This window comes from Pseudomonas sp. GLN_2 (genome assembly GCF_043106005.1).
In the GTDB taxonomy this organism is placed as follows: Bacteria; Pseudomonadota; Gammaproteobacteria; order Pseudomonadales; family Pseudomonadaceae; genus Aquipseudomonas; species Aquipseudomonas alloputida.
Genome location: NZ_JBICMC010000087.1, coordinates 190,498 through 209,229, shown reverse-complemented (window position 1 = coordinate 209,229; position 18,732 = coordinate 190,498). Strand labels below are relative to the sequence as shown.

Here is an 18,732-nt window from a genome sequence, read left to right as displayed (position 1 = left end):
GCCTTGAAACTGCTGATTCTCGACCGTGACGGGGTGATCAACTACGACTCCGATGCGTACATCAAGACGCTGGAAGAATGGGTGCCGATCCCCGGTTCGGTCGATGCGATCGCGCAGTTGAGCAAGGCGGGCTGGACGGTGGCCGTGGCCACCAACCAGTCCGGCATTGCCCGTGGCTACTACCCGCTGGCAACCCTTGAGGCCATGCACGCGCGCCTGCGCGCGCTGGTGGCCGAGCAGGGCGGCGAGGTGGGCCACATCGTGTATTGCCCGCATGGGCCGGACGAAGGGTGCGATTGCCGCAAGCCCAAGCCCGGCATGCTGCGGGCGATCGCCGAGCATTACCAGATCGGCCTTGAAGGCGTCTGGTTCGTCGGCGACAGCAAAGGTGACCTTGAGGCCGCCCTGGCCGTCGGTGCACAACCCGTGCTGGTGAAGACCGGCAAGGGCGAGCGGACCCTGGAAAAAGGCGTCCCGGAAACTACACTGATTTTCGACGATCTGGCAGCTATCGCCAGAGAACTAATTTAAACAGTGCGCCTTCTGGCGCATTTTTCTCAGGCGGGCATGCCCCGCAATGGTACAAGCCACTATGTCGATCCTGCAGGCGATCAGAATCTTTCTTTTTTACCTGCTGCTGGGCACCAGTTCGCTGCTGTGGTGCTCGCTGAGCTTCTTCGTCGCGCCGTTCCTGTCGTTCCCCAAGCGCTACAAGTTCATCAATGTGTACTGGTGCCGCTGCGCGCTGTTTCTGGTGCGCACCATCCTGGGCATCGACTACAAGATCACTGGCGCCGAGAACGTGCCAGCTGAGCCTTGCGTGATTTTGTCCAATCACCAGAGCACCTGGGAAACCTTCTTCCTGTCCCAGTACTTCTCGCCGCTTAGCCAGGTGCTCAAGCGCGAGCTGCTGTATGTACCGTTCTTCGGCTGGGCCATGGCCATGCTGCGGCCCATCGCGATCAACCGCGACAACCCCAAGGAAGCGTTGCGCCAGGTGGCGAGCAAGGGTGACGAACTGCTCAAGCAGAAGACGTGGGTGCTGATTTTCCCAGAAGGCACCCGTGTGCCGTTCGGCACCATCGGCAAGTTTTCCCGCGGCGGTACGGCACTGGCCGTGAATGCCGGGCTGCCGGTGCTGCCGATTGCCCACAACGCTGGCAAGTTCTGGCCCAAGACCGGTTGGGGCAAGCGTGCCGGTACAATCGAAGTGGTAATTGGTGAGCCGATGTACGCCAACGGCACGGGGCCACGTGCCATTGCCGAACTCAACGACCGCGCTGCAGCTTGGAACGAAGCGACCCAGCGGGCCATGGGATCGCTGCCGCCAGCGGCGGAAAAACCTCAGGAGCAGATGGCTTGACCTTCTGTGGATAACTTGTGTGCAGTTTTTGGATTAAATGCTTGAATTGATACCTAAGTGTATGAATTTTCTATTTATTTCTTTGTATGAATTTTTTCTGAAAATCGTGCATAAGTTTTTTTGAGGCATAAGAAAACCGGCTTTTACAGCCGGTTTTTTTATGGCATGTGGACATCAGACTTTGTCGATATCTACATCCTTGGTTTCTCTCAGACAGAAGATCCCAACCACCAGGCTGATCCCGGTCACCAGCACCGGGTACCACAGCCCGTAGAAGATATCCCCGGTATAGACCACCAGCGCGAACGATACGGTAGGCAGGAAACCACCAAACCAGCCATTACCAATGTGGTAGGGCAGCGACATCGAGGTGTAGCGGATGCGGGTCGGGAACAGCTCGACCATCACCGCCGCCAAAGGACCATAGGTCATGGTCGCGATCAGGATCATCGCCACGATCAGTACCACCACCATTACCTGGTTGACCTGCGCAGGGTCGGCCTTGGCCGGGTAACCAGCCTGCTCGATTGCAGCACGCATGGCGGTTTCGTCAAAACCGTTGATGGTCTTGTCACCGATGTTCACCACCACTTCACTGCCGGCCACGCTTACCGAGCTGTACGGCAGGCCCTGCTTGACCAGGAAGGTCTTGACCTTGTCGCACGGGCTGTCAAAACGAGCCTTGCCCACTGGGTCGAACTGGAATGTGCAGCCTTGCGGGTCGGCGGTGACCACGATCGGCGCCTGACGGCTGGCAGCGTCGATCTGCGGGTTGGCGTAGTGGCTCAGCGCCTTGAACAGTGGGAAGTACAGTACCGTGGCCAGCAACAGGCCGAGCATCAGGATCGGCTTGCGGCCGATACGGTCGGACAACCAGCCGAAGAACACGAAGAACGGCGCGCCAATCACAACGCTGATGATGAGCAGGGTGTTGGCCTGAGCCGAGTCCATTTTCAGCATCTGGGTCATGAAGAACAGAACGTAGAACTGCGCCGTGTAGAAGGTCACAGCCTGCCCCGCGTTGATGCTGAACAGGGCGGTAAGCACCACTTTCAGGTTTGGCCAGGAGGTGAATGACTCACGGATGGGCGACTTGCTGACCTTGCCCTGAGCCTTCATTTTCACAAAGGCCGGCGACTCGTGCATGCTCATGCGAATCCAGGTGGAGATCGCCAGCAGCACGATCGACAGCAGGAACGGCAAGCGCCAGCCCCAGGTTTCGAACTGGTCGCCACTGACATACCGGCTACCCAGCACCACCAACAGCGACAACAACAGGCCCAACGTTGCGGTGGACTGGATGAAACCGGTGTGTAAGCCACGCTTGCCGGGCGGCGCATGCTCGGCCACGTAAGTGGCGGCACCGCCATACTCGCCGCCCAGCGCCAGCCCCTGAAGCATGCGCAGGATCACCAGGATGATCGGTGCGGCGATGCCGATGCTGGCGTAGGTGGGCAACAACCCCACAGCGAAAGTGGACAGGCCCATCAGCACGATGGTGACCAGGAAGGTGTACTTGCGCCCGATCATGTCACCCAGGCGGCCGAACACCAGCGCGCCAAACGGCCGCACCAGAAAGCCCGCAGCGAAGGCCATCAGGGCGAAGATGAAAGCGGTGGTATCGTTCACGCCAGCGAAGAACTGCTTGCTGATGACCGCTGCCAGCGCACCATAGAGAAAAAAGTCATACCACTCGAAAACCGTCCCGAGGGATGACGCGAAAATGATCTTGCGTTCTTCACGGCGGCTGGAGCTGCTGGCCGCCGCACCCTGCTCTTGGATGTAATCCGACATCGTTGCTGTCCTCGGCCCTTAGGCCACAGTGATTATTCTTGTTGTTCCACTGTCGGCGACTTCTGACCGCAAGCCGCCGGTACTGCACGCACCCGGGTCAGGGCGTCGGTAACGCGTCTTCGTTCAGGTAGGTCTGAGTAGCCGCTCCTTTGAGGATCAGTTGCGCCGCCTTTTCGGCGATCATCAGGGTGGGGGAACAGGTATTGCCGGACGTTATCTGCGGCATGATCGAAGCATCAGCGACACGAAGACCGGGGATGCCATGCACGCGCAGCTGGTTATCCACAACGTCCATGGCATCGTTGCCCATGCGACAGGTACCGACCGGGTGGAAGATGGTGGTGCCGATCTTGCCAGCGGCCTCGAACAGTTCTTCCTCGCTTTGCAGCGCTGGGCCCGGCAAATATTCCTTGGGCTCGAAAGCGGCGAGGGCAGGGGCCTGGACGATGCGCCGGGTAAGGCGAATGGCATCGGCAGCAACCCGCAAGTCCTGCGGAGCACTGAGGTAATTGGGGTCGATCAGCGGCGTGCTGTTCATGTCGGTGCTGCAGATGTCGATGCGCCCGCGACTGACCGGGCGCAAGTTGCACACCGAAGCCGTAAAGGCCGGGAACTGATGCAACGGCTCACCGAAGCGTTCCAGTGACAGCGGCTGCACGTGATACTGAAGGTTGGCGGTGGCCTGTTCAGGGCTTGAACGCACGAACGCGCCTAACTGGCTCGGCGCCATGGCCAGCGGCCCGCTACGGTCGTAGAGGTAACGCAGGCCCATGCCCATCTTGCCCCACAGGCTGTTGGCCATCTGGTTCAAGGTATGGGTGTTGCGGATCTGGTAAATCAGGCGCAGTTGCAGGTGGTCCTGCAAGTTGCCACCAACGCCAGGCATATCGTGGCGAACACCAATGCCCAAGCTTTCCAGCAACTGACGCGGGCCGATGCCGGAGCGCTGGAGAATGCCCGGTGAACCTACCGCCCCAGCACAGAGAATGATCTCGCGGCGCGCCGCAAACTCATGCCAGGTCCCTTGCCAGAGCGCCTTCACCGCCCTTGCGCGGGTGTTGTCGAGCAGTACCTGGTCAACCTGCACGCCGGTCAGCACAGTGAGGTTGGCGCGATCCTTGATCGGCCGCAGGAAAGCTTTGGAAGCGTTCCAGCGCACACCACTGCGCTGGTTAACCTGAAAATATCCACAACCCTGGTTGTCGCCAGTGTTGAAATCGTCGACCTTGCCAATACCACTCTGCGCGGCGGCATCACGGAAAGCATCAAGGATCGGCCAGCTGTAGCGTTGGCGCTCGACCCGCCACTCGCCCTCCGCACCATGGTGCTCGCTGGCGCCGGCAAAGTGGTTTTCGCTGGCCTTGAACAGGGGTAACACATCTTTCCACGCCCAGCCGTCGTTGCCTTGCGCGGCCCAATGGTCATAGTCGGCGGCTTGGCCCCGCATGTAGATCATGCCGTTGATCGACGAACAGCCACCTAGCACCTTGCCCCTTGGATAACCCAACGCGCGACCGCCGAGGCCAGCCTGTGCCTCGGTCTTGAAGCACCAGTCTGTGCGCGGGTTGCCGATGCAGTAGAGGTAACCGACGGGGATGTGGATCCAGGGATAATTGTCGCGGCCACCCGCCTCCAGCAGCAGCACGCGGCAGGAAGGGTCGGCGGACAAACGATTGGCCAGCAGGCATCCGGCGGGACCGGCCCCTACGACCACGTAGTCGAAGACAGAATCGGCTGATGGCATGTGCAACCTCGCGCCTGTTTTTTATTCTTGTCCCGATCCATCTTAGTGAGTAATTTCGTGGATGAAACACGAGATTTCGCGCAGCCGCTGTGCGTTTTAGCACAGTGGCAAGCCTGTACCGACCTTTTCGCGGGCTCGCCCGCACCTCAGGGATCACGTTACCTTCAGGGTGTTCACCGCACCTGCGGGGCATGCCCGTGAAGAGGCCGGAACGAACTGCCATAAAGGACAAGCATGTTCGACTGGAATGATCTGCGGTTTTTCCTCGAGTTGCAGCGCAGCGGCCGCCTGCTGACCGCCGCCAAGCGCCTGAACACTACCCACAGCACCGTGGCCCGGCATATCGAGAGCATCGAGCAGAGCCTGGGGACCGCGCTGTTCGTGCAGCATGCCCAGGGCTACGAGCTGACCCCCTCGGGCCAAGCCCTGCTCAAGCATGCCGAAGCCATGGAGAACGTCGCCTTGCTGGCACAGGAGGAAATCACCCAGGCCATCACCCCGCTGGGCAAGATTCGCCTGGGGGTAACCGAAGGCATCGGCATCATGTTCTTCACCCCACGCATGAACGCATTGTTCGAGCGCTACCCCGGCCTGGAGGTAGAACTGGTAGCGGTGCCGCGTTTCGTCAGCATCCTCAACCGCGAGGCAGAAATCAGCATCCATCTGGAGCGACCCAACGCCGATCTGCTGATCACCCGCAAACTCACCGACTACCGCTTGGCGCTGTACGCCAGCCAGGACTACCTGGACCGCGCACCGCCACTGCGCAACCGCGAAGACTTGGCCCGGCACAGCTGGATCGGCTACGTCGACGATTTGCTGTTCAGCCAGGAACTGCTGTTTCTCAACAGTTTCTGCCGAGCACCCAACGTGGTGTTTCGCAGTACGAGCGTGATCGCCCAGCAAGCTGCCGCCCGCGCCGGGCTCGGCATCGCCGTGCTGCCCAACTACATGGCCCGCCACGACCCGACACTGGTGCGCGTGCTGCCGGGTGAGACCATCCAGCGTAGCTACTGGATCTGCACCCGACGCGAGCTGCACAAGTCTGTGCGCCTGCGGGTGGTGTGGGACTACCTGCTGGCGTTGTGCGCGGCCGAACAAAGCGAGTTGCTAGCCGAGTAGTGCCTTGCCGGCCAACAACAGGGCAGCGGCCCAACCTGCCACGGCAAACATCTGCTGCAGACGCGGCCCGGCCAACCTGGCTGCCAAGGGTCGCGCCAGCAGCAGACCGAGCACCGCGCCGACGGCAAACGGGGCGCCAACCTGCCAGTGCATGACGCCCGCAAGGCTGGCGCTGACCACACTGCCGGTAGAGACCAAGGCAATCACCGCCAGCGAAGTGGAAACGATGCTGGCCATGCGCAGGTTGGTGTAGCGGTTCAGGGCAGGGATGATGACGAACCCCCCACCCACGCCGAGCAGGCCGGACAACAACCCGGACAAGGCACCCGTGAATGCCAGTGCGCGCGCGCAGGGCAGGGTCCAGCGCAAACGCCCCTGCAACGGGTTCAGCACACACGGCTCGATAAAGCGATGAGCGTCATTGGCTTCGCCACGCAGCTCTTTGGCCGCCTTGCGCCAGATGCGCAGGCAGGCATAAACCAGCACGCCAGCGAATACCACCTGCAACGGTGCATTCGGCAGGCGGTGCGCCAGCATCAGCCCGAACGGCGCTGCTGCCACACCAACCAAAGCGATGAACAGCGCAGCCCGATAACGCACCATCCCTTGGCGCAAGCCCAGCACCGCACCAACCGCTGCAGCCAAACCTACAGCCAACAGGCCCACCGGTGCCGCTTCGACCATCGATAACCCCAGGCCGAACACCAGTAAGGGTACAGCGAGAATGCCACCGCCTGCGCCGGTCAGCGCCAGCACAGCGCCGATGATTGCGCCAAGGCCCGCCCCTAACAGTTGATGCTCGATCACTGCCCACCCTCGGCTACCAGCTGCGGGCGTGCCAACCACTCGCGCCCCTTGAGCATGCCTTGCCAGTACAACGGTGGCAGCGCCTGTGCCTTGAGCAGCCAGGCCAGACGTGTCGGCTTGCGGCCATCGAGTAACCAGTTGGGGAAGCTCGGTGCCAGCTTGCCGCCATAGGTGAATTCGGCCAGGACGATCTTGCCGCGCTCGACGGTAAGCGGGCACGAGCCATAGCCGTCGTACTGGGCCAGGGTCGCCAGCCTGCCCAGCGCCACCAGGACATTGTTGGCGACCACCGGTGCCTGCTTGCGGGCCGCAGCGGCGGTCTTGGCATTGCTGGTGTTAGCCACGTCACCCAGGGCATGAACGTTAGTGTATTTGCGATGGCGCAGGGTATGCGGATCGACGTCAACCCAGCCGGAGCTATCAGCCAAGGGACTTTCGCGAATGAAGTCTGGCGCCACCTGTGGCGGTACCACGTGCAGCATGTCAAAGACCTCGATGCGCGTTTCGCTGCTGCCATCGGGCAAGGTACGCAAGAATGTAGCGCGCTTTCCGGGGCCGTCTACGGCAACCAACCGGTGAGAGAAGTTGAGATCGACGGCGTATTTTTCGATGTACTTCATCAGCGCGGGCACGTAGTCCGCGACACCGAACAGCACGGCACCCGCATTGTAGAAGCTGGCTTTCACCGCCCCCAAATGGCCATGGCGCAGCCAGTGGTCACAAGACAGATACAGCGCCTTCTGTGGTGCACCGGCGCACTTGATCGGCATGGGCGGCTGGCTGAACAGCGCGCGTCCTTGCTTGAGCTTTTGCACCAGTTCCCAGGTATAGGGCGCCAGGTCGTAGCGGTAGTTGGAGGTGACACCATTGCGGCCCAGGGTCTCGCTGAGCCCATCGATGGCCGCCCAGTCCAGCTTGAGGCCGGGGCAGACGATCAGCTGTTCATAGCTGATGGCGCGAGCATCATCGAGGATGACCAACTGGCCCAACGGGTCGAATCCCTTTACCCGCGCCTTGACCCAGCGCACACCGCGAGGAATGGTCGACGCCATGGTGCGGGCAGTGCTGGGTGCCTTGAACACACCGGCACCGACCATGGTCCAGCCGGGTTGGTAGTAGTGCACTTCGGCAGGGTCGATCAAGGCGACGTCCAACGATGGGTCGCGGCTGATCAGGCTGGAAGCAGTGGCGATCCCGGCGGCACCGGCACCGACGATGACCACCTTGTGGTGGTCGGTATTGGCAGGGGACAACAAGGCAGGCATGGCGGCAAATCCTGGAAATCTGATTATGGGGGCAGGGCGGTTACAGCTTGTTCAGCGGGATCTTCAGATAGCTCACGCCGTTCGCCTCCGGAGGGGGTAGCTGGCCGCTACGCATGTTCACCTGCACCGAAGGCAGGATCAGTACGGGCATTTCGAGCGTCTTGTCACGGGCTTCGCGCATGGCAACGAAGCTGTCCTCATCGATACCCTGATGGATGTGAATGTTGCTGGCGCGCTGCTCGGCGACAGTTGTGACGTACTGCATGTCGCGGCCACCCGGCAGGTAGTCGTGGCACATGAACAACCGAGTCTGATCGGGAAACGCCAGCAGGCGACGGATTGAGCGGTACAAGGTGCGGGCATCGGCCCCGGGGAAGTCGCAGCGGGCGGTGCCGTAATCGGGCATGAACAAGGTGTCTCCAACGAACACCGCGATCTCGCCGGCATCTTCGATCATGAAACTCATGCACGCGGGTGTGTGCCCAGGCGTGTGCAACGCACGGGCCTGCAGGTTGCCAATACGGAAACCTTCCTCATCTTCGAGCAGCACATCGAACTGGCTGCCATCACGGGCAAAGCCGGGCTCTGCGTTGAACAAGGCGCCAAACACTTTCTGCACCTGGGTAATGTGCGCGCCAATTGCGGTATGGCCGCCCAGCTTTTCTTTCAGGTAGGCAGCCGCTGAAAGATGGTCAGCGTGCACATGGGTTTCCAACACCCACCGCACGCTGGCGTTCAGTTCATTCACACGCTCGACCAAGCGATCAGCCGAAGCGCTACAGGTGCGCCCGGACTTGGGGTCGTAATCCAGCACGCTGTCGATCAATGCGCATTGTCGGGTTTCACGGTCCATGACCAGATAGCTGATGGTCGAGGTCGCCTCGTCGTAGAAGGCGTCCACGTGAAGGTTGTTGCCGATGATCATCACGTTCTCCAATTTATCCGCCCCGCCTTGTACAGGCGTAGGCAGTGACAGGAGCTTTATCAAGATGCATGCCAGGCTTTTTGCCACTCACTGGCCAATAAAACCGGCCAGTTGCAGACAGCTGCGGGCAAAACTGGCAGCCCAGGTGGCAGTCGACTGACAGCCAATGGCAGTGTTTGGCAGTCCTTGTTACCCTGCGTCGGTCATCCATACGGTGCCGACATGCCTGAAGCCCATCCTCTCATCCTAGCTCTGGTTTCCTACCTCGAGCACGATGCCCTTCCGACCATCGTGTTGGACACCGACTACAACATCCTCGCCGCCAATGCGGCCTATCGCCGTCAGTTTGGCCGGCATGATCAGGCCCCACTGGGCGAGAAGTGCCACAGGGTTTCGCACCACTACGCTGTGCCGTGCGACCAGGCTGGCGAACATTGCCCGATGCGCAAGGCGTGGGACAGCAAGGTACCGGAGCGGGTATTGCACATTCATCACACACCACGTGGCCCGGAGCATGTGGATGTGGAGTTGCGGCCGATCCTGGATGAGCAGGGCAAGGTAGTGGCCTTTGTCGAACGCCTCACCACCATCACCCTCGCTTCGGCCCAGCCACAGGAGCAGGGGTTGGTCGGCCGCGCGCCAACCTTCAAGGCCGCGCTGGCCAGCCTGCAGCGTGCGGCACCGGCGCAGATCCCGGTGTTGCTGCAGGGGGAGTCGGGGACCGGCAAGGAGCTGTTCGCCCGTGCAGTGCACATGGGCAGCCCCAGGGCCAACGGCCCACTGGTGGTGGTCGACTGCACCGGCCTGACCGAGTCGTTGTTCGAGAGTGAACTGTTCGGCTATGAGAAGGGCGCGTTCACCGGGGCGAATCAGCGCAAGATCGGCTTGGCCGAGGCGGCGCATGGCGGCACCCTGTTCCTCGATGAAATTGGTGAAGTGCCGCTGGCGATGCAGGTGAAGTTGCTGCGCCTGATAGAGTCCGGGAGTTTCCGTCCCGTGGGCAGCCTGCGCACTGTGCATTCGGATTTCCGCCTGATATCGGCCACCCATAAACCACTTAAACAAATGGTCGCGGATGGCTCCTTCCGTGAAGACCTGTATTACCGCATCAGCGGCTTCCCGATTCGTCTGCCTGCATTGCGCGAACGGGTGGAAGATCTGCCGCTGCTCGCACAGAGCCTGCTGCAGCGCATGGCCGGCCAGCCGACGCCCAGGCTGAGTGAAGACGCCTTGCAGCAACTTGCATTGCATCCGTTTCCGGGCAATATCCGCGAACTGCGCAACATTCTGGAACGCGCGCGTTTGTTTGCCGATGACGGTGTGATCAGGCCAGAGCATTTACCGGAAGACACTGGACTGACTGGCGCGGCTAAAGGAAGCGGCCGTCGCAATGACCTGGGTGAGCTGGCGCAGGCGCTGGAGCAGTTCAAAGGCTCGCGCAGTGAACTGGCCAGTCATCTTGGCATGAGTGAACGCACGCTGTATCGCCGCTTGAAAGCGCTCGGGCTGAACTGAAAGAACGCCAGACTTTACCGGACCTTTACCTGCGCCCTGACATTGAAAGGGAAAAATCGTGGTCTGATCAGTTAACCGAACCTGGCAATCAATACTTGCCAGGCGATTAACAGGCAGAGGACCGCATCAAAATGAAGAAAGCCCTAACCGTGATCTGCGCCGCGCTCATGCTCAGCACACCGCTGGCAAGCTTCGCGCAACCGGGCCCGCCTGATCGGCATGATGGCGGCCCATCGCACCAAGGCAACCCACCACAGGGTCAACCACAGCACCAGGGCCGACATGACAATGGCCGCGGTCCTGCTTACCGTGATCCAAACTTCCACCCACAACAAGGCATGCCGATACCTCATAAGCAGTGGCAGCGGGGTCATGCCGTTGATCCACATTACCGTGGAGACCGTTACTGGGTAACTGACTGGAAAGCGCGCCACCTGTATGCGCCACCTCGTGATCATCGTTGGCTGTATGTGAATGGCGACTATGTGCTGGTGGCTATTGCCAGCGGTGTGATCGTGAACATTCTCACCGGCTACTGATTGTTTGCAGACACTAAAAAGCCCGCATCAGCGGGCTTTTTAGTGTCTGGCGAATTACACCTGATCAGAAGTCCAGGTTCGACACCGACAGCGCGTTACTTTCGATGAAGTCACGACGCGGCTCGACCGCATCACCCATCAGGGTGTTGAAGATCTGGTCAGCGGCGATGGCATCTTCGATAGTGACCTTGAGCATACGGCGAACGGTCGGGTCCATGGTGGTTTCCCACAGTTGGTCCGGGTTCATCTCACCCAGCCCTTTGTATCGCTGAATCGTATGGCGCTTGGTGGTCTCGTTCATCAGCCAATCCAGGCCCTCTTTGAACTCGACGATTGCCTTGCGGCGTTCACCGCGCTGCACGTACGCACCTTCACCCAACAGGCTCGAAAGCTTGGCACCAATGTTGACTACGGTACGGTAGTCATTGCTGCCGAAGAAATCGCGGTTGAAGGTGATGTAGCTGGCCAGACCGTGAGAGGTAATTTCCACTTCAGGTAGCCATACGTTGCGCTCTTTGTCTTCACGCAGGCTGGCGTTGTAAGCCAGGCCAGACTTCTGGCTGGAGTTCAGACGCTCCTGGAACTGAGCCAGCCAGGCTTGCATCACTGCGTGGTCACCCAACTGCTCCAGGGTCACCTCAGGCAGGTAGACGAAGTGCTCGGTCAGCTCTTCCGGGTACAAGCGCGACAGGCGCTTGAGAGTCTTCATGACACTACGGAACTCATTCACCAGCGCTTCCAGCTGCACACCGGAAACTGCTGGTGCCGATTCGTCCAGGTGCAGGCTGGCATCTTCCAGAGCCGACTGGGTCATGTACTCTTCCATGGCCTCATCGTCCTTGATGTACTGCTCCTGCTTGCCTCGTTTCACCTTGTACAGCGGCGGCTGGGCAATATAGATGTAGCCACGCTCGACCAGCTCCGGCAGCTGACGGAAGAAGAAGGTCAGCAGCAGCGTACGGATGTGCGAACCGTCAACGTCAGCATCGGTCATGATGATGATGTTGTGATAACGCAGTTTGTCGATGTTGTACTCTTCACGGCCGATACCACAGCCCAGCGCAGTGATCAGCGTGCCCACTTCCTGGGACGAAATCATCTTGTCGAAGCGCGCTTTCTCGACGTTGAGGATTTTACCCTTCAGCGGCAAGATCGCCTGGGTACGACGGTTGCGGCCTTGCTTGGCTGAGCCACCCGCAGAGTCACCCTCCACCAGGTACAGTTCGGAGAGAGCAGGATCCTTCTCTTGGCAGTCGGCCAGCTTGCCCGGCAGACCCGCGATATCCAGCGCACCTTTACGGCGGGTCATCTCACGGGCTTTACGGGCGGCTTCACGGGCGCGAGCTGCGTCGATCATCTTGCCAACGACGGCCTTCGCCTCGTTCGGGTTTTCCAAGAGGAAATCGGCGAAGTACTTGTTCATCTCCTGTTCCACGGCGGTTTTCACCTCCGAGGAGACCAGCTTGTCCTTGGTCTGCGAGCTGAACTTCGGGTCCGGTACCTTCACCGAGATGATTGCGGTCAGGCCTTCACGGGCGTCGTCGCCAGTGGTTGCCACCTTGTTCTTCTTGGCCAGGCCTTCCTGCTCGATGTAGCTGTTAAGGCTACGGGTCAGCGAGGAACGGAAGCCCACCAGGTGGGTGCCGCCATCTCGCTGCGGAATATTGTTGGTAAAGCACAGCAGGTTTTCGTTAAAGCTGTCGTTCCATTGCAGGGCGACTTCAACACCCACGCCATCGTCACGCTGAACGTTGAAGTGGAAAACCTGAGAGTTGACCGGCGTCTTGTTGGTGTTCAAGTACTCGACGAACGCACGCAGACCGCCTTCGTACTTGAAGAACTCTTCCTTACCGCTGCGCTCATCCTTCAGCAGAATGCCAACGCCCGAGTTGAGGAACGACAGTTCGCGGATGCGCTTGGCCAGGATGTCCCAGCTGAAGTGAATGTTCTTGAAGGTTTCAGCCGATGGCTTGAAGTGGATGTGAGTACCCGTGGTTTCACTGTCACCGACAACCGCCATAGGCGCTTGTGGAACACCGTGAACGTAAGTCTGTTCCCAGATCTTGCCGCTACGGCGAACGGTCAGAACCAGCTTCTCGGACAGAGCGTTCACAACCGACACACCTACACCGTGCAAACCGCCGGATACTTTGTAGGAGTTGTCGTCGAACTTACCGCCGGCGTGCAGCACAGTCATGATGACCTCGGCTGCGGAAACGCCTTCTTCCTTATGCACATCGACCGGAATGCCGCGACCGTTGTCGCGCACACTAATAGATTCGTCCGGATGGATGATGACAGTGATGTCATCGCAGTGACCGGCGAGGGCTTCGTCGATCGAGTTGTCGACCACCTCGAAGACCATGTGGTGCAGGCCACTACCATCATCGGTGTCGCCAATGTACATGCCGGGACGCTTGCGTACGGCATCCAAACCTTTCAGCACCTTGATGCTGGAGGAGTCGTACGTTTGATTTTCGCTCATGCCTTCACTCCCGATGGTCGTGGGTCTGGGTGATACGGCCTTGTTCCACGTGGAACAAAGCAACTGGCGTTTCCGTCTGCCAGCCTTCCCTCAGTAATTCGTGATCTACACAGGTGATGAACACCTGGCAGCGTAATTCTTCAAGCAAGCGGCACAGTGCGCGGCGATGCTGGTCATCCAGTTCGGACGGCAAGTCATCCACGAGATAAATACAGTGACCGCGGCGAGCCTGACTGACGAGGTGGCCTTGGGCAATGCGCAATGCGCATACCACCAACTTTTGCTGACCACGCGACAGGATGTCGGCTGCGTTGTTGCCAGCCAACCGCAAACGCAGATCAGCACGCTGCGGACCGGCTTGGGTATGGCCCATCTGCTGATCGCGAAGGAGGGAGGAGGCGAGCACTTCTTGCAGTTCCCGGTCCTTGTCCCAGCCTCGGTAGTAGCTTAGGGTCAACCCGTCCAGCTCGACCAGTTCGCTCAGGGTTCGCTCGAAGACGGGCTTCAAGGCCTTGATGTAGTTGCGACGGTATTCATCTATTTCCGCGCTAGCCAGGCACAATTCCCGGTCCCAGGCGGCTTGCGAAGCTGGGTCAAGTGTACCATGACGCAACCATGAGTTCCGCTGCCGCAGCGCCTTCTGAAGGCGTTGCCAGGCTGGCAGAAAACGAGGTTCCACGTGGAACACCCCCCAGTCCAGAAACTGGCGGCGTATTTTTGGGGCACCTTCCAGCAGCCGGAAACTGTCTGGGTTGATGAGCTGAAGGGGCAGTAACTCAGCTAATTGCGCAGCACTGCGCGCATTCTGCCCATCGATGCGGATAGTAAAATCCCCTTGGCGCTCACGGGACACACCCAGGTTGCTCGTACCACCCTCCGTCAGCTGAACCTCGCCGAACACAGTACAGGCAGCCTGTTCGTACTGAATAACCGGATTCAGGCGGGTGCTGCGAAATGAACGGGCCAGCCCGAGCAAATGCACGGCTTCTAGCATGCTGGTCTTGCCGCTGCCGTTGGCGCCGTAAAGGATGTTGATGCGGGGGGAGGGTAAGAGTGTCACCGGGTGCAAGTTGCGCACCGCGGTGACCATGATACGTCGAAGGGACATTTCGCCTGCTACAGGTTACAGGCGCATCGGCATGACAACGTAGGAAGAATCGTCATTGCCAGCTTCCTGCAGCAGCGCACTGCTGTTTGAATCGGACAAGATCAGACGAACTTGCTCAGTAGTCATCACGCCCAGCACGTCCAGCAAGTAGCTGACGTTGAAACCAATCTCCAGCGAGCTACCTTCGTAGTCCACGCTGATTTCTTCTTCAGCTTCTTCCTGCTCAGGGTTGTTAGCCTGGATCTTAAGTTGACCGGCAGCCAGTTGCAGGCGAATACCGCGGTACTTTTCGTTGGAAAGAATCGCAGTACGGCTGAAAGCTTCACGCAGCGCCTGGCGGTCTCCGACAACCAGCTTGTCACCGCCTTTGGGCAGTACGCGCTCGTAGTCCGGGAACTTGCCGTCCACCAGCTTGGAGGTAAAGGTGAACTCGCCAGTAGTGGCGCGGATGTGATGCTGGCCCAGCACGATGCTGACCATACCTTCAGGATCGGTCAGCAGGCGCGCCAACTCCAGGATACCTTTACGCGGCACGATGACCTGGTGCCGACCCTCCTGCTCGATCGGCGCACTCATCGAGCAAAGCGCCAGGCGGTGACCGTCGGTGGATACGGCCCGCAACGTGTTGCGGGAAACCTCAAGCAGCATGCCGTTGAGGTAATAGCGCACATCCTGCTGGGCCATGGCGAAGCTGGTACGCTCGATCAGGCGGCGCAGCTTGCTCTGCTCCAAGTTGCAGGTCAGCGAACCCGGGCCTTCTTCCACAGTCGGGAAGTCATTGGCAGGCAGGGTCGACAGGGTGAAGCGGCTGCGGCCGGCCTTTACCAACAATTTCTGCTCATCGACCTTGATATCGATCAGGGCGTCGTTAGGCAGGCTTTTGCAGATGTCCATCAGCTTGCGCGCCGGAACAGTGATCTCGCCAGGCTCTGCCGGCTCTTCCAGTTGCACGCGGCCTACCAGCTCGACTTCCAGGTCGGTACCAGTCAACGACAGTTGCTGGCCTTGTACGACCAGCAATACGTTGGACAGGACCGGCAAGGTCTGACGGCGCTCGACGACACCGGCGACCAGTTGCAGGGGTTTCAACAGGGCTTCGCGTTGAATGGTGAAATGCATGGTCTAGTCCCTTGCCTTCAATTAGCTGCGCAGACGGCCATCAGGTCGTCAGCGTCCGCAGCAGGTTCTTGTAGTCCTCGCGGATGTCCGCGTCGGATTCCTTCAATTCATTGATTTTGCGGCAGGCGTGCAGCACGGTCGTATGGTCGCGACCACCGAACATGTCCCCGATTTCCGGCAGACTGTGGTTGGTCAACTCCTTTGACAGGGCCATGGCTACCTGACGCGGGCGCGCGACAGAACGCGAACGACGCTTGGACAACAGATCGGAGATCTTGATCTTGTAGTACTCAGCGACGGTACGCTGAATGTTATCCACACTGACCAGTTTGTCTTGCAGCGCCAACAGATCCTTTAGCGATTCACGAATCAGCTCGATGGTGATGTCACGCCCCATGAAGTGCGAATGAGCGATAACCCGCTTCAGTGCACCTTCCAGCTCACGGACGTTGGACCGGATGCGCTGAGCGATGAAAAAGGCTGCGTCATGGGGGAGCTCGACTTTGGCCTGATCGGCCTTTTTCATCAGGATCGCTACGCGGGTCTCCAGCTCTGGCGGCTCGACAGCCACCGTCAGGCCCCAACCAAAGCGCGACTTCAGACGCTCTTCCAGGCCTTCGATTTCCTTGGGATAGCGGTCAGAGGTAAGGATTACCTGCTGGCCACCCTCAAGCAAGGCGTTGAAGGTGTGGAAAAACTCTTCTTGCGAGCGCTCTTTGCGAGCGAAGAACTGGATATCGTCGATCAGCAACGCGTCCACCGAGCGGTAGAAGCGCTTGAATTCGTTGATGGCGTTAAGTTGCAACGCTTTGACCATGTCCGCGACGAAGCGCTCCGAATGCAGGTACACCACCTTGGCGTTCGGATTCTTCTTCAGCAGATGGTTACCCACAGCATGCATAAGGTGGGTTTTACCCAAACCCACACCGCCATAAAGGAACAGTGGGTTGTAGCCATGCTTAGGGTTGTCCGCAACCTGCCAGGCAGCCGCGCGGGCGAGCTGGTTCGACTTACCTTCGACGAAGGTGTCAAAGGTAAAGGTCCGGTTCAGATAACTGGTGTGCTTGAGCGCACCTTCAACCTGCACGGTGCGCTGTTCAGCCCGGCCACCACTGGGCGGCGCCGCAGCAGGCTCGGCCATGGCATCAAAGCTGTCACGCGAAGACGTCTCGACCAATACAGGCTCGGCCGCGGCCACGGCAACGGGTTCAACCGCTGCTGCCGGGGCCGTCTTGTGTGCCTGAGTCTGCGCCAGCGAGGCCGCAACGGCAGCGCTGACCGGCGCGTTGGGCGCAGCCCTTGGGGCCGAGCTGCGGCGGCTACCTATTAATAAGGAAAGGGCTGGTGCAATGCCGCTACCGTTCTCACCCAACAGCTCGAGCAAGCGACCCAGGTACTTTTCATTGACCCAATCGAGAACGAAACGGTTAGGCGCATAGACGCGCAACTCGTCGCCTTCGGCTTCGACCTGTAGCGGACGGATCCAGGTGTTGAATTGCTGGGCAGGCAGTTCATCGCGCAGAAGCTCCACGCACTGCTGCCAAAGTTCCACTGACACGGATATCCCCTGAGTTTGAAAGCCGGATGAGGCAAAAACAAACCGCCATTGTACCGGTCGAGCGTTCAGTTATCCACATGTGGACACGTTAGGAACCACGACAAAACAGCCATTTATAGACCAAAACGGCTTTTTGCTTCTGTGAATAAGCCCTGTGGATAAATGCCCATGAGGGCTATGCACAACCCCACCTCTTAGCCTGTTGATAACTCCTCTGTGGATAACAGGCGTTTCTATCCACAGCTTTCGCTCACGATGGGAACAAGCGCAGCACGGGTTCAGAACAAAGTTGTGAAACTCTGTAAACCCCGTAATTCATGGGCTGGCGAAGGTTATCCACAGAAGGTTATCCACTTAAGATTTATAAGTTCTTCAAAAAAGCTTTTTATATGTCTCTTCTTTTTTTTCATGTTGTCCCCGATCCGTGTGTCCGATCAAGCACCCCTTGGGCACTGATCAACAGGCACCGTCCATCACATGCTCTATATGGAAAGACTGGTTGGAAATTGACCTATGGGCTTGCTTTCTCTAGAATCGCCGGTCTCTTAAAAAGGGGGCCATCCCGGCCCGTCGTCGACAAACCAGGTAACACGCCATGAAACGTACTTTCCAACCAAGCACCATCAAGCGCGCCCGCACCCACGGTTTCCGTGCCCGTATGGCTACCAAGAACGGCCGTGCTGTTCTGTCGCGTCGTCGTGCCAAAGGCCGTAAGCGTCTGGCCATTTGATTTTTCGGCACAGGTGGTGAGTCAGGACTTCAGTCGGGAAAAGCGACTGCTTACACCCCGGCATTTCAAAGCGGTCTTCGACTCCCCAACCGGCAAGGTTCCAGGGAAAAACCTGCTGATCCTTGCTCGCGAGAACGGCCTCGATCACCCACGCCTTGGCTTGGTAATCGGCAAGAAGAGTGTCAAGCTCGCCGTTCAACGCAACCGCCTCAAGCGCTTGATGCGCGATTCCTTTCGTCTGAACCAGCAATTGCTTGCCGGCTTGGACATCGTGATCGTCGCGCGCAAGGGATTGGGTGAGATAGAAAACCCGGAATTGCACCAACACTTTGGCAAGCTCTGGAAACGCCTGGCGCGCAGCCGGCCGACACCAGGAGTCACCGCCAATTCCGCAGGGGTAGACAGCCAAGATGCGTAAACTGGCACTCGTTCCGATCCAGTTTTACCGTTACGCCATTAGTCCTCTGATGGCCAATCACTGTCGGTTTTTCCCCAGTTGCTCCTGTTACGCGTATGAAGCCATCGAAAACCATGGCATCTGGCGTGGTGGGTGGCTGGCCGTTCGTCGCCTGGGGCGTTGTCATCCGTGGAATGACGGCGGTTTCGACCCCGTTCCACCCGCTCCTTCCTCCCGAACTTCTTCGATAGCCGAGTAATC

Annotated in this window: 17 protein-coding genes; 8 read left to right on the top strand and 9 right to left on the bottom strand. The window is 59.2% G+C overall.

Annotated elements, in window-relative coordinates:
- The first annotated feature begins 3 nt into the window (after positions 1 to 3).
- A complete protein-coding gene (gene gmhB, locus ACF8Q6_RS21925; protein WP_003253129.1) occupies positions 4 to 531 on the top strand; it encodes a D-glycero-beta-D-manno-heptose 1,7-bisphosphate 7-phosphatase in 528 nt (175 codons plus the stop codon).
- 46 nt (positions 532 to 577) lie between these two features.
- Complete coding sequence (locus ACF8Q6_RS21920; RefSeq protein WP_010951467.1) at positions 578 to 1,363, top strand: 1-acyl-sn-glycerol-3-phosphate acyltransferase; 786 nt, start codon at positions 578 to 580, stop codon at positions 1,361 to 1,363.
- A 174-nt stretch (positions 1,364 to 1,537) separates the two neighbouring features.
- On the opposite strand, the gene ACF8Q6_RS21915 is transcribed toward ACF8Q6_RS21920, so the two are convergent.
- Positions 1,538 to 3,157 (bottom strand): MFS transporter, encoded by a 1,620-nt coding sequence (locus tag ACF8Q6_RS21915; protein ID WP_011953118.1) that lies wholly within the window; start codon positions 3,155 to 3,157, stop codon positions 1,538 to 1,540.
- Between the two features lie 97 nt (positions 3,158 to 3,254).
- Positions 3,255 to 4,901, bottom strand: a complete 1,647-nt coding sequence (locus ACF8Q6_RS21910) for a GMC family oxidoreductase (protein WP_392494565.1) — start codon at positions 4,899 to 4,901, stop codon at positions 3,255 to 3,257.
- Positions 4,902 to 5,135: 234 nt separating this feature from the next.
- Between ACF8Q6_RS21910 and ACF8Q6_RS21905 the strand changes: the two genes are divergently transcribed.
- The gene (locus tag ACF8Q6_RS21905; RefSeq protein WP_003253138.1) at positions 5,136 to 6,023 is read left to right on the top strand and encodes a LysR family transcriptional regulator; all 888 of its coding nucleotides are present in this window, start codon (positions 5,136 to 5,138) and stop codon (positions 6,021 to 6,023) included.
- Here the strand turns inward: ACF8Q6_RS21905 and ACF8Q6_RS21900 are convergent.
- From ACF8Q6_RS21900 to ACF8Q6_RS21890, 3 genes are read right to left on the bottom strand one after another with little or no spacing between them, the layout of a single operon-like run.
- Positions 6,012 to 6,830 (bottom strand): sulfite exporter TauE/SafE family protein, encoded by an 819-nt coding sequence (locus ACF8Q6_RS21900; RefSeq protein WP_392494564.1) that lies wholly within the window; start codon positions 6,828 to 6,830, stop codon positions 6,012 to 6,014. The two genes, ACF8Q6_RS21905 and ACF8Q6_RS21900, sit on opposite strands and share 12 nt — an antisense overlap.
- The gene (locus ACF8Q6_RS21895; RefSeq protein WP_392494563.1) at positions 6,827 to 8,095 is read right to left on the bottom strand and encodes an FAD/NAD(P)-binding oxidoreductase; all 1,269 of its coding nucleotides are present in this window, start codon (positions 8,093 to 8,095) and stop codon (positions 6,827 to 6,829) included. The genes ACF8Q6_RS21900 and ACF8Q6_RS21895 overlap by 4 nt, the downstream gene beginning before the upstream one ends.
- A gap of 40 nt (positions 8,096 to 8,135) precedes the next feature.
- Entirely contained in the window at positions 8,136 to 9,020 is an 885-nt protein-coding gene (locus ACF8Q6_RS21890) for an MBL fold metallo-hydrolase (RefSeq protein WP_003253146.1), read from the bottom strand.
- Between the two features lie 222 nt (positions 9,021 to 9,242).
- Here ACF8Q6_RS21890 and ACF8Q6_RS21885 point away from each other — a divergent pair, with 222 nt between their 5' ends.
- Both ACF8Q6_RS21885 and ACF8Q6_RS21880 read left to right on the top strand, forming a co-directional pair.
- Positions 9,243 to 10,535 carry a sigma-54-dependent Fis family transcriptional regulator gene (locus ACF8Q6_RS21885; RefSeq protein WP_003253147.1) on the top strand — a complete coding sequence of 431 codons (1,293 nt, stop codon included), beginning with the start codon at positions 9,243 to 9,245 and terminating at the stop codon, positions 10,533 to 10,535.
- A 131-nt stretch (positions 10,536 to 10,666) separates the two neighbouring features.
- Entirely contained in the window at positions 10,667 to 11,074 is a 408-nt protein-coding gene (locus ACF8Q6_RS21880; RefSeq protein WP_011953114.1) for an RcnB family protein, read from the top strand.
- Between the two features lie 64 nt (positions 11,075 to 11,138).
- On the opposite strand, the gene gyrB is transcribed toward ACF8Q6_RS21880, so the two are convergent.
- From gyrB to dnaA, 4 genes are read right to left on the bottom strand one after another with little or no spacing between them, the layout of a single operon-like run.
- Positions 11,139 to 13,559 (bottom strand): DNA topoisomerase (ATP-hydrolyzing) subunit B, encoded by a 2,421-nt coding sequence (gyrB, locus tag ACF8Q6_RS21875; RefSeq protein ID WP_392494561.1) that lies wholly within the window; start codon positions 13,557 to 13,559, stop codon positions 11,139 to 11,141.
- A gap of 4 nt (positions 13,560 to 13,563) precedes the next feature.
- The gene (recF, locus tag ACF8Q6_RS21870; RefSeq protein WP_392494560.1) at positions 13,564 to 14,667 is read right to left on the bottom strand and encodes a DNA replication/repair protein RecF; all 1,104 of its coding nucleotides are present in this window, start codon (positions 14,665 to 14,667) and stop codon (positions 13,564 to 13,566) included.
- Between the two features lie 15 nt (positions 14,668 to 14,682).
- On the bottom strand, positions 14,683 to 15,786 hold the full coding sequence (dnaN, locus tag ACF8Q6_RS21865) for a DNA polymerase III subunit beta (protein ID WP_392494558.1): 1,104 nt from the start codon (positions 15,784 to 15,786) through the stop codon (positions 14,683 to 14,685).
- Between the two features lie 40 nt (positions 15,787 to 15,826).
- Positions 15,827 to 17,344 carry a chromosomal replication initiator protein DnaA gene (gene dnaA, locus ACF8Q6_RS21860; RefSeq protein WP_003253158.1) on the bottom strand — a complete coding sequence of 506 codons (1,518 nt, stop codon included), beginning with the start codon at positions 17,342 to 17,344 and terminating at the stop codon, positions 15,827 to 15,829.
- A gap of 595 nt (positions 17,345 to 17,939) precedes the next feature.
- Between dnaA and rpmH the strand changes: the two genes are divergently transcribed.
- From rpmH to yidD, 3 genes are read left to right on the top strand one after another with little or no spacing between them, the layout of a single operon-like run.
- Positions 17,940 to 18,074, top strand: a complete 135-nt coding sequence (gene rpmH, locus ACF8Q6_RS21855) for a 50S ribosomal protein L34 (RefSeq protein ID WP_003253163.1) — start codon at positions 17,940 to 17,942, stop codon at positions 18,072 to 18,074.
- A 13-nt stretch (positions 18,075 to 18,087) separates the two neighbouring features.
- Entirely contained in the window at positions 18,088 to 18,492 is a 405-nt protein-coding gene (gene rnpA / locus ACF8Q6_RS21850; protein ID WP_392494566.1) for a ribonuclease P protein component, read from the top strand.
- Complete coding sequence (gene yidD, locus ACF8Q6_RS21845; protein ID WP_003253169.1) at positions 18,485 to 18,730, top strand: membrane protein insertion efficiency factor YidD; 246 nt, start codon at positions 18,485 to 18,487, stop codon at positions 18,728 to 18,730. Before rnpA ends, yidD begins: the two co-directional genes overlap by 8 nt.
- The last annotated feature ends 2 nt before the right edge of the window (positions 18,731 to 18,732 follow it).

What these genes read in the sequence shown, in the direction of transcription:
- ACF8Q6_RS21920 (WP_010951467.1), top strand. Translation starts at nt 578, where the DNA reads ATGGTACAAGCCACTATGTCGATCCTGCAGGCGATCAGAATCTTTCTT.
- gyrB (WP_392494561.1), bottom strand. Translation starts at nt 13,559, where the DNA reads ATGAGCGAAAATCAAACGTACGACTCCTCCAGCATCAAGGTGCTGAAA.
- rpmH (WP_003253163.1), top strand. Translation starts at nt 17,940, where the DNA reads ATGAAACGTACTTTCCAACCAAGCACCATCAAGCGCGCCCGCACCCAC.
- yidD (WP_003253169.1), top strand. Translation starts at nt 18,485, where the DNA reads ATGCGTAAACTGGCACTCGTTCCGATCCAGTTTTACCGTTACGCCATT.
- ACF8Q6_RS21910 (WP_392494565.1), bottom strand. Translation starts at nt 4,901, where the DNA reads ATGCCATCAGCCGATTCTGTCTTCGACTACGTGGTCGTAGGGGCCGGT.
- ACF8Q6_RS21915 (WP_011953118.1), bottom strand. Translation starts at nt 3,157, where the DNA reads ATGTCGGATTACATCCAAGAGCAGGGTGCGGCGGCCAGCAGCTCCAGC.
- ACF8Q6_RS21885 (WP_003253147.1), top strand. Translation starts at nt 9,243, where the DNA reads ATGCCTGAAGCCCATCCTCTCATCCTAGCTCTGGTTTCCTACCTCGAG.
- ACF8Q6_RS21905 (WP_003253138.1), top strand. Translation starts at nt 5,136, where the DNA reads ATGTTCGACTGGAATGATCTGCGGTTTTTCCTCGAGTTGCAGCGCAGC.
- ACF8Q6_RS21890 (WP_003253146.1), bottom strand. Translation starts at nt 9,020, where the DNA reads ATGATCATCGGCAACAACCTTCACGTGGACGCCTTCTACGACGAGGCG.
- ACF8Q6_RS21895 (WP_392494563.1), bottom strand. Translation starts at nt 8,095, where the DNA reads ATGCCTGCCTTGTTGTCCCCTGCCAATACCGACCACCACAAGGTGGTC.
- dnaN (WP_392494558.1), bottom strand. Translation starts at nt 15,786, where the DNA reads ATGCATTTCACCATTCAACGCGAAGCCCTGTTGAAACCCCTGCAACTG.
- recF (WP_392494560.1), bottom strand. Translation starts at nt 14,667, where the DNA reads ATGTCCCTTCGACGTATCATGGTCACCGCGGTGCGCAACTTGCACCCG.
- ACF8Q6_RS21880 (WP_011953114.1), top strand. Translation starts at nt 10,667, where the DNA reads ATGAAGAAAGCCCTAACCGTGATCTGCGCCGCGCTCATGCTCAGCACA.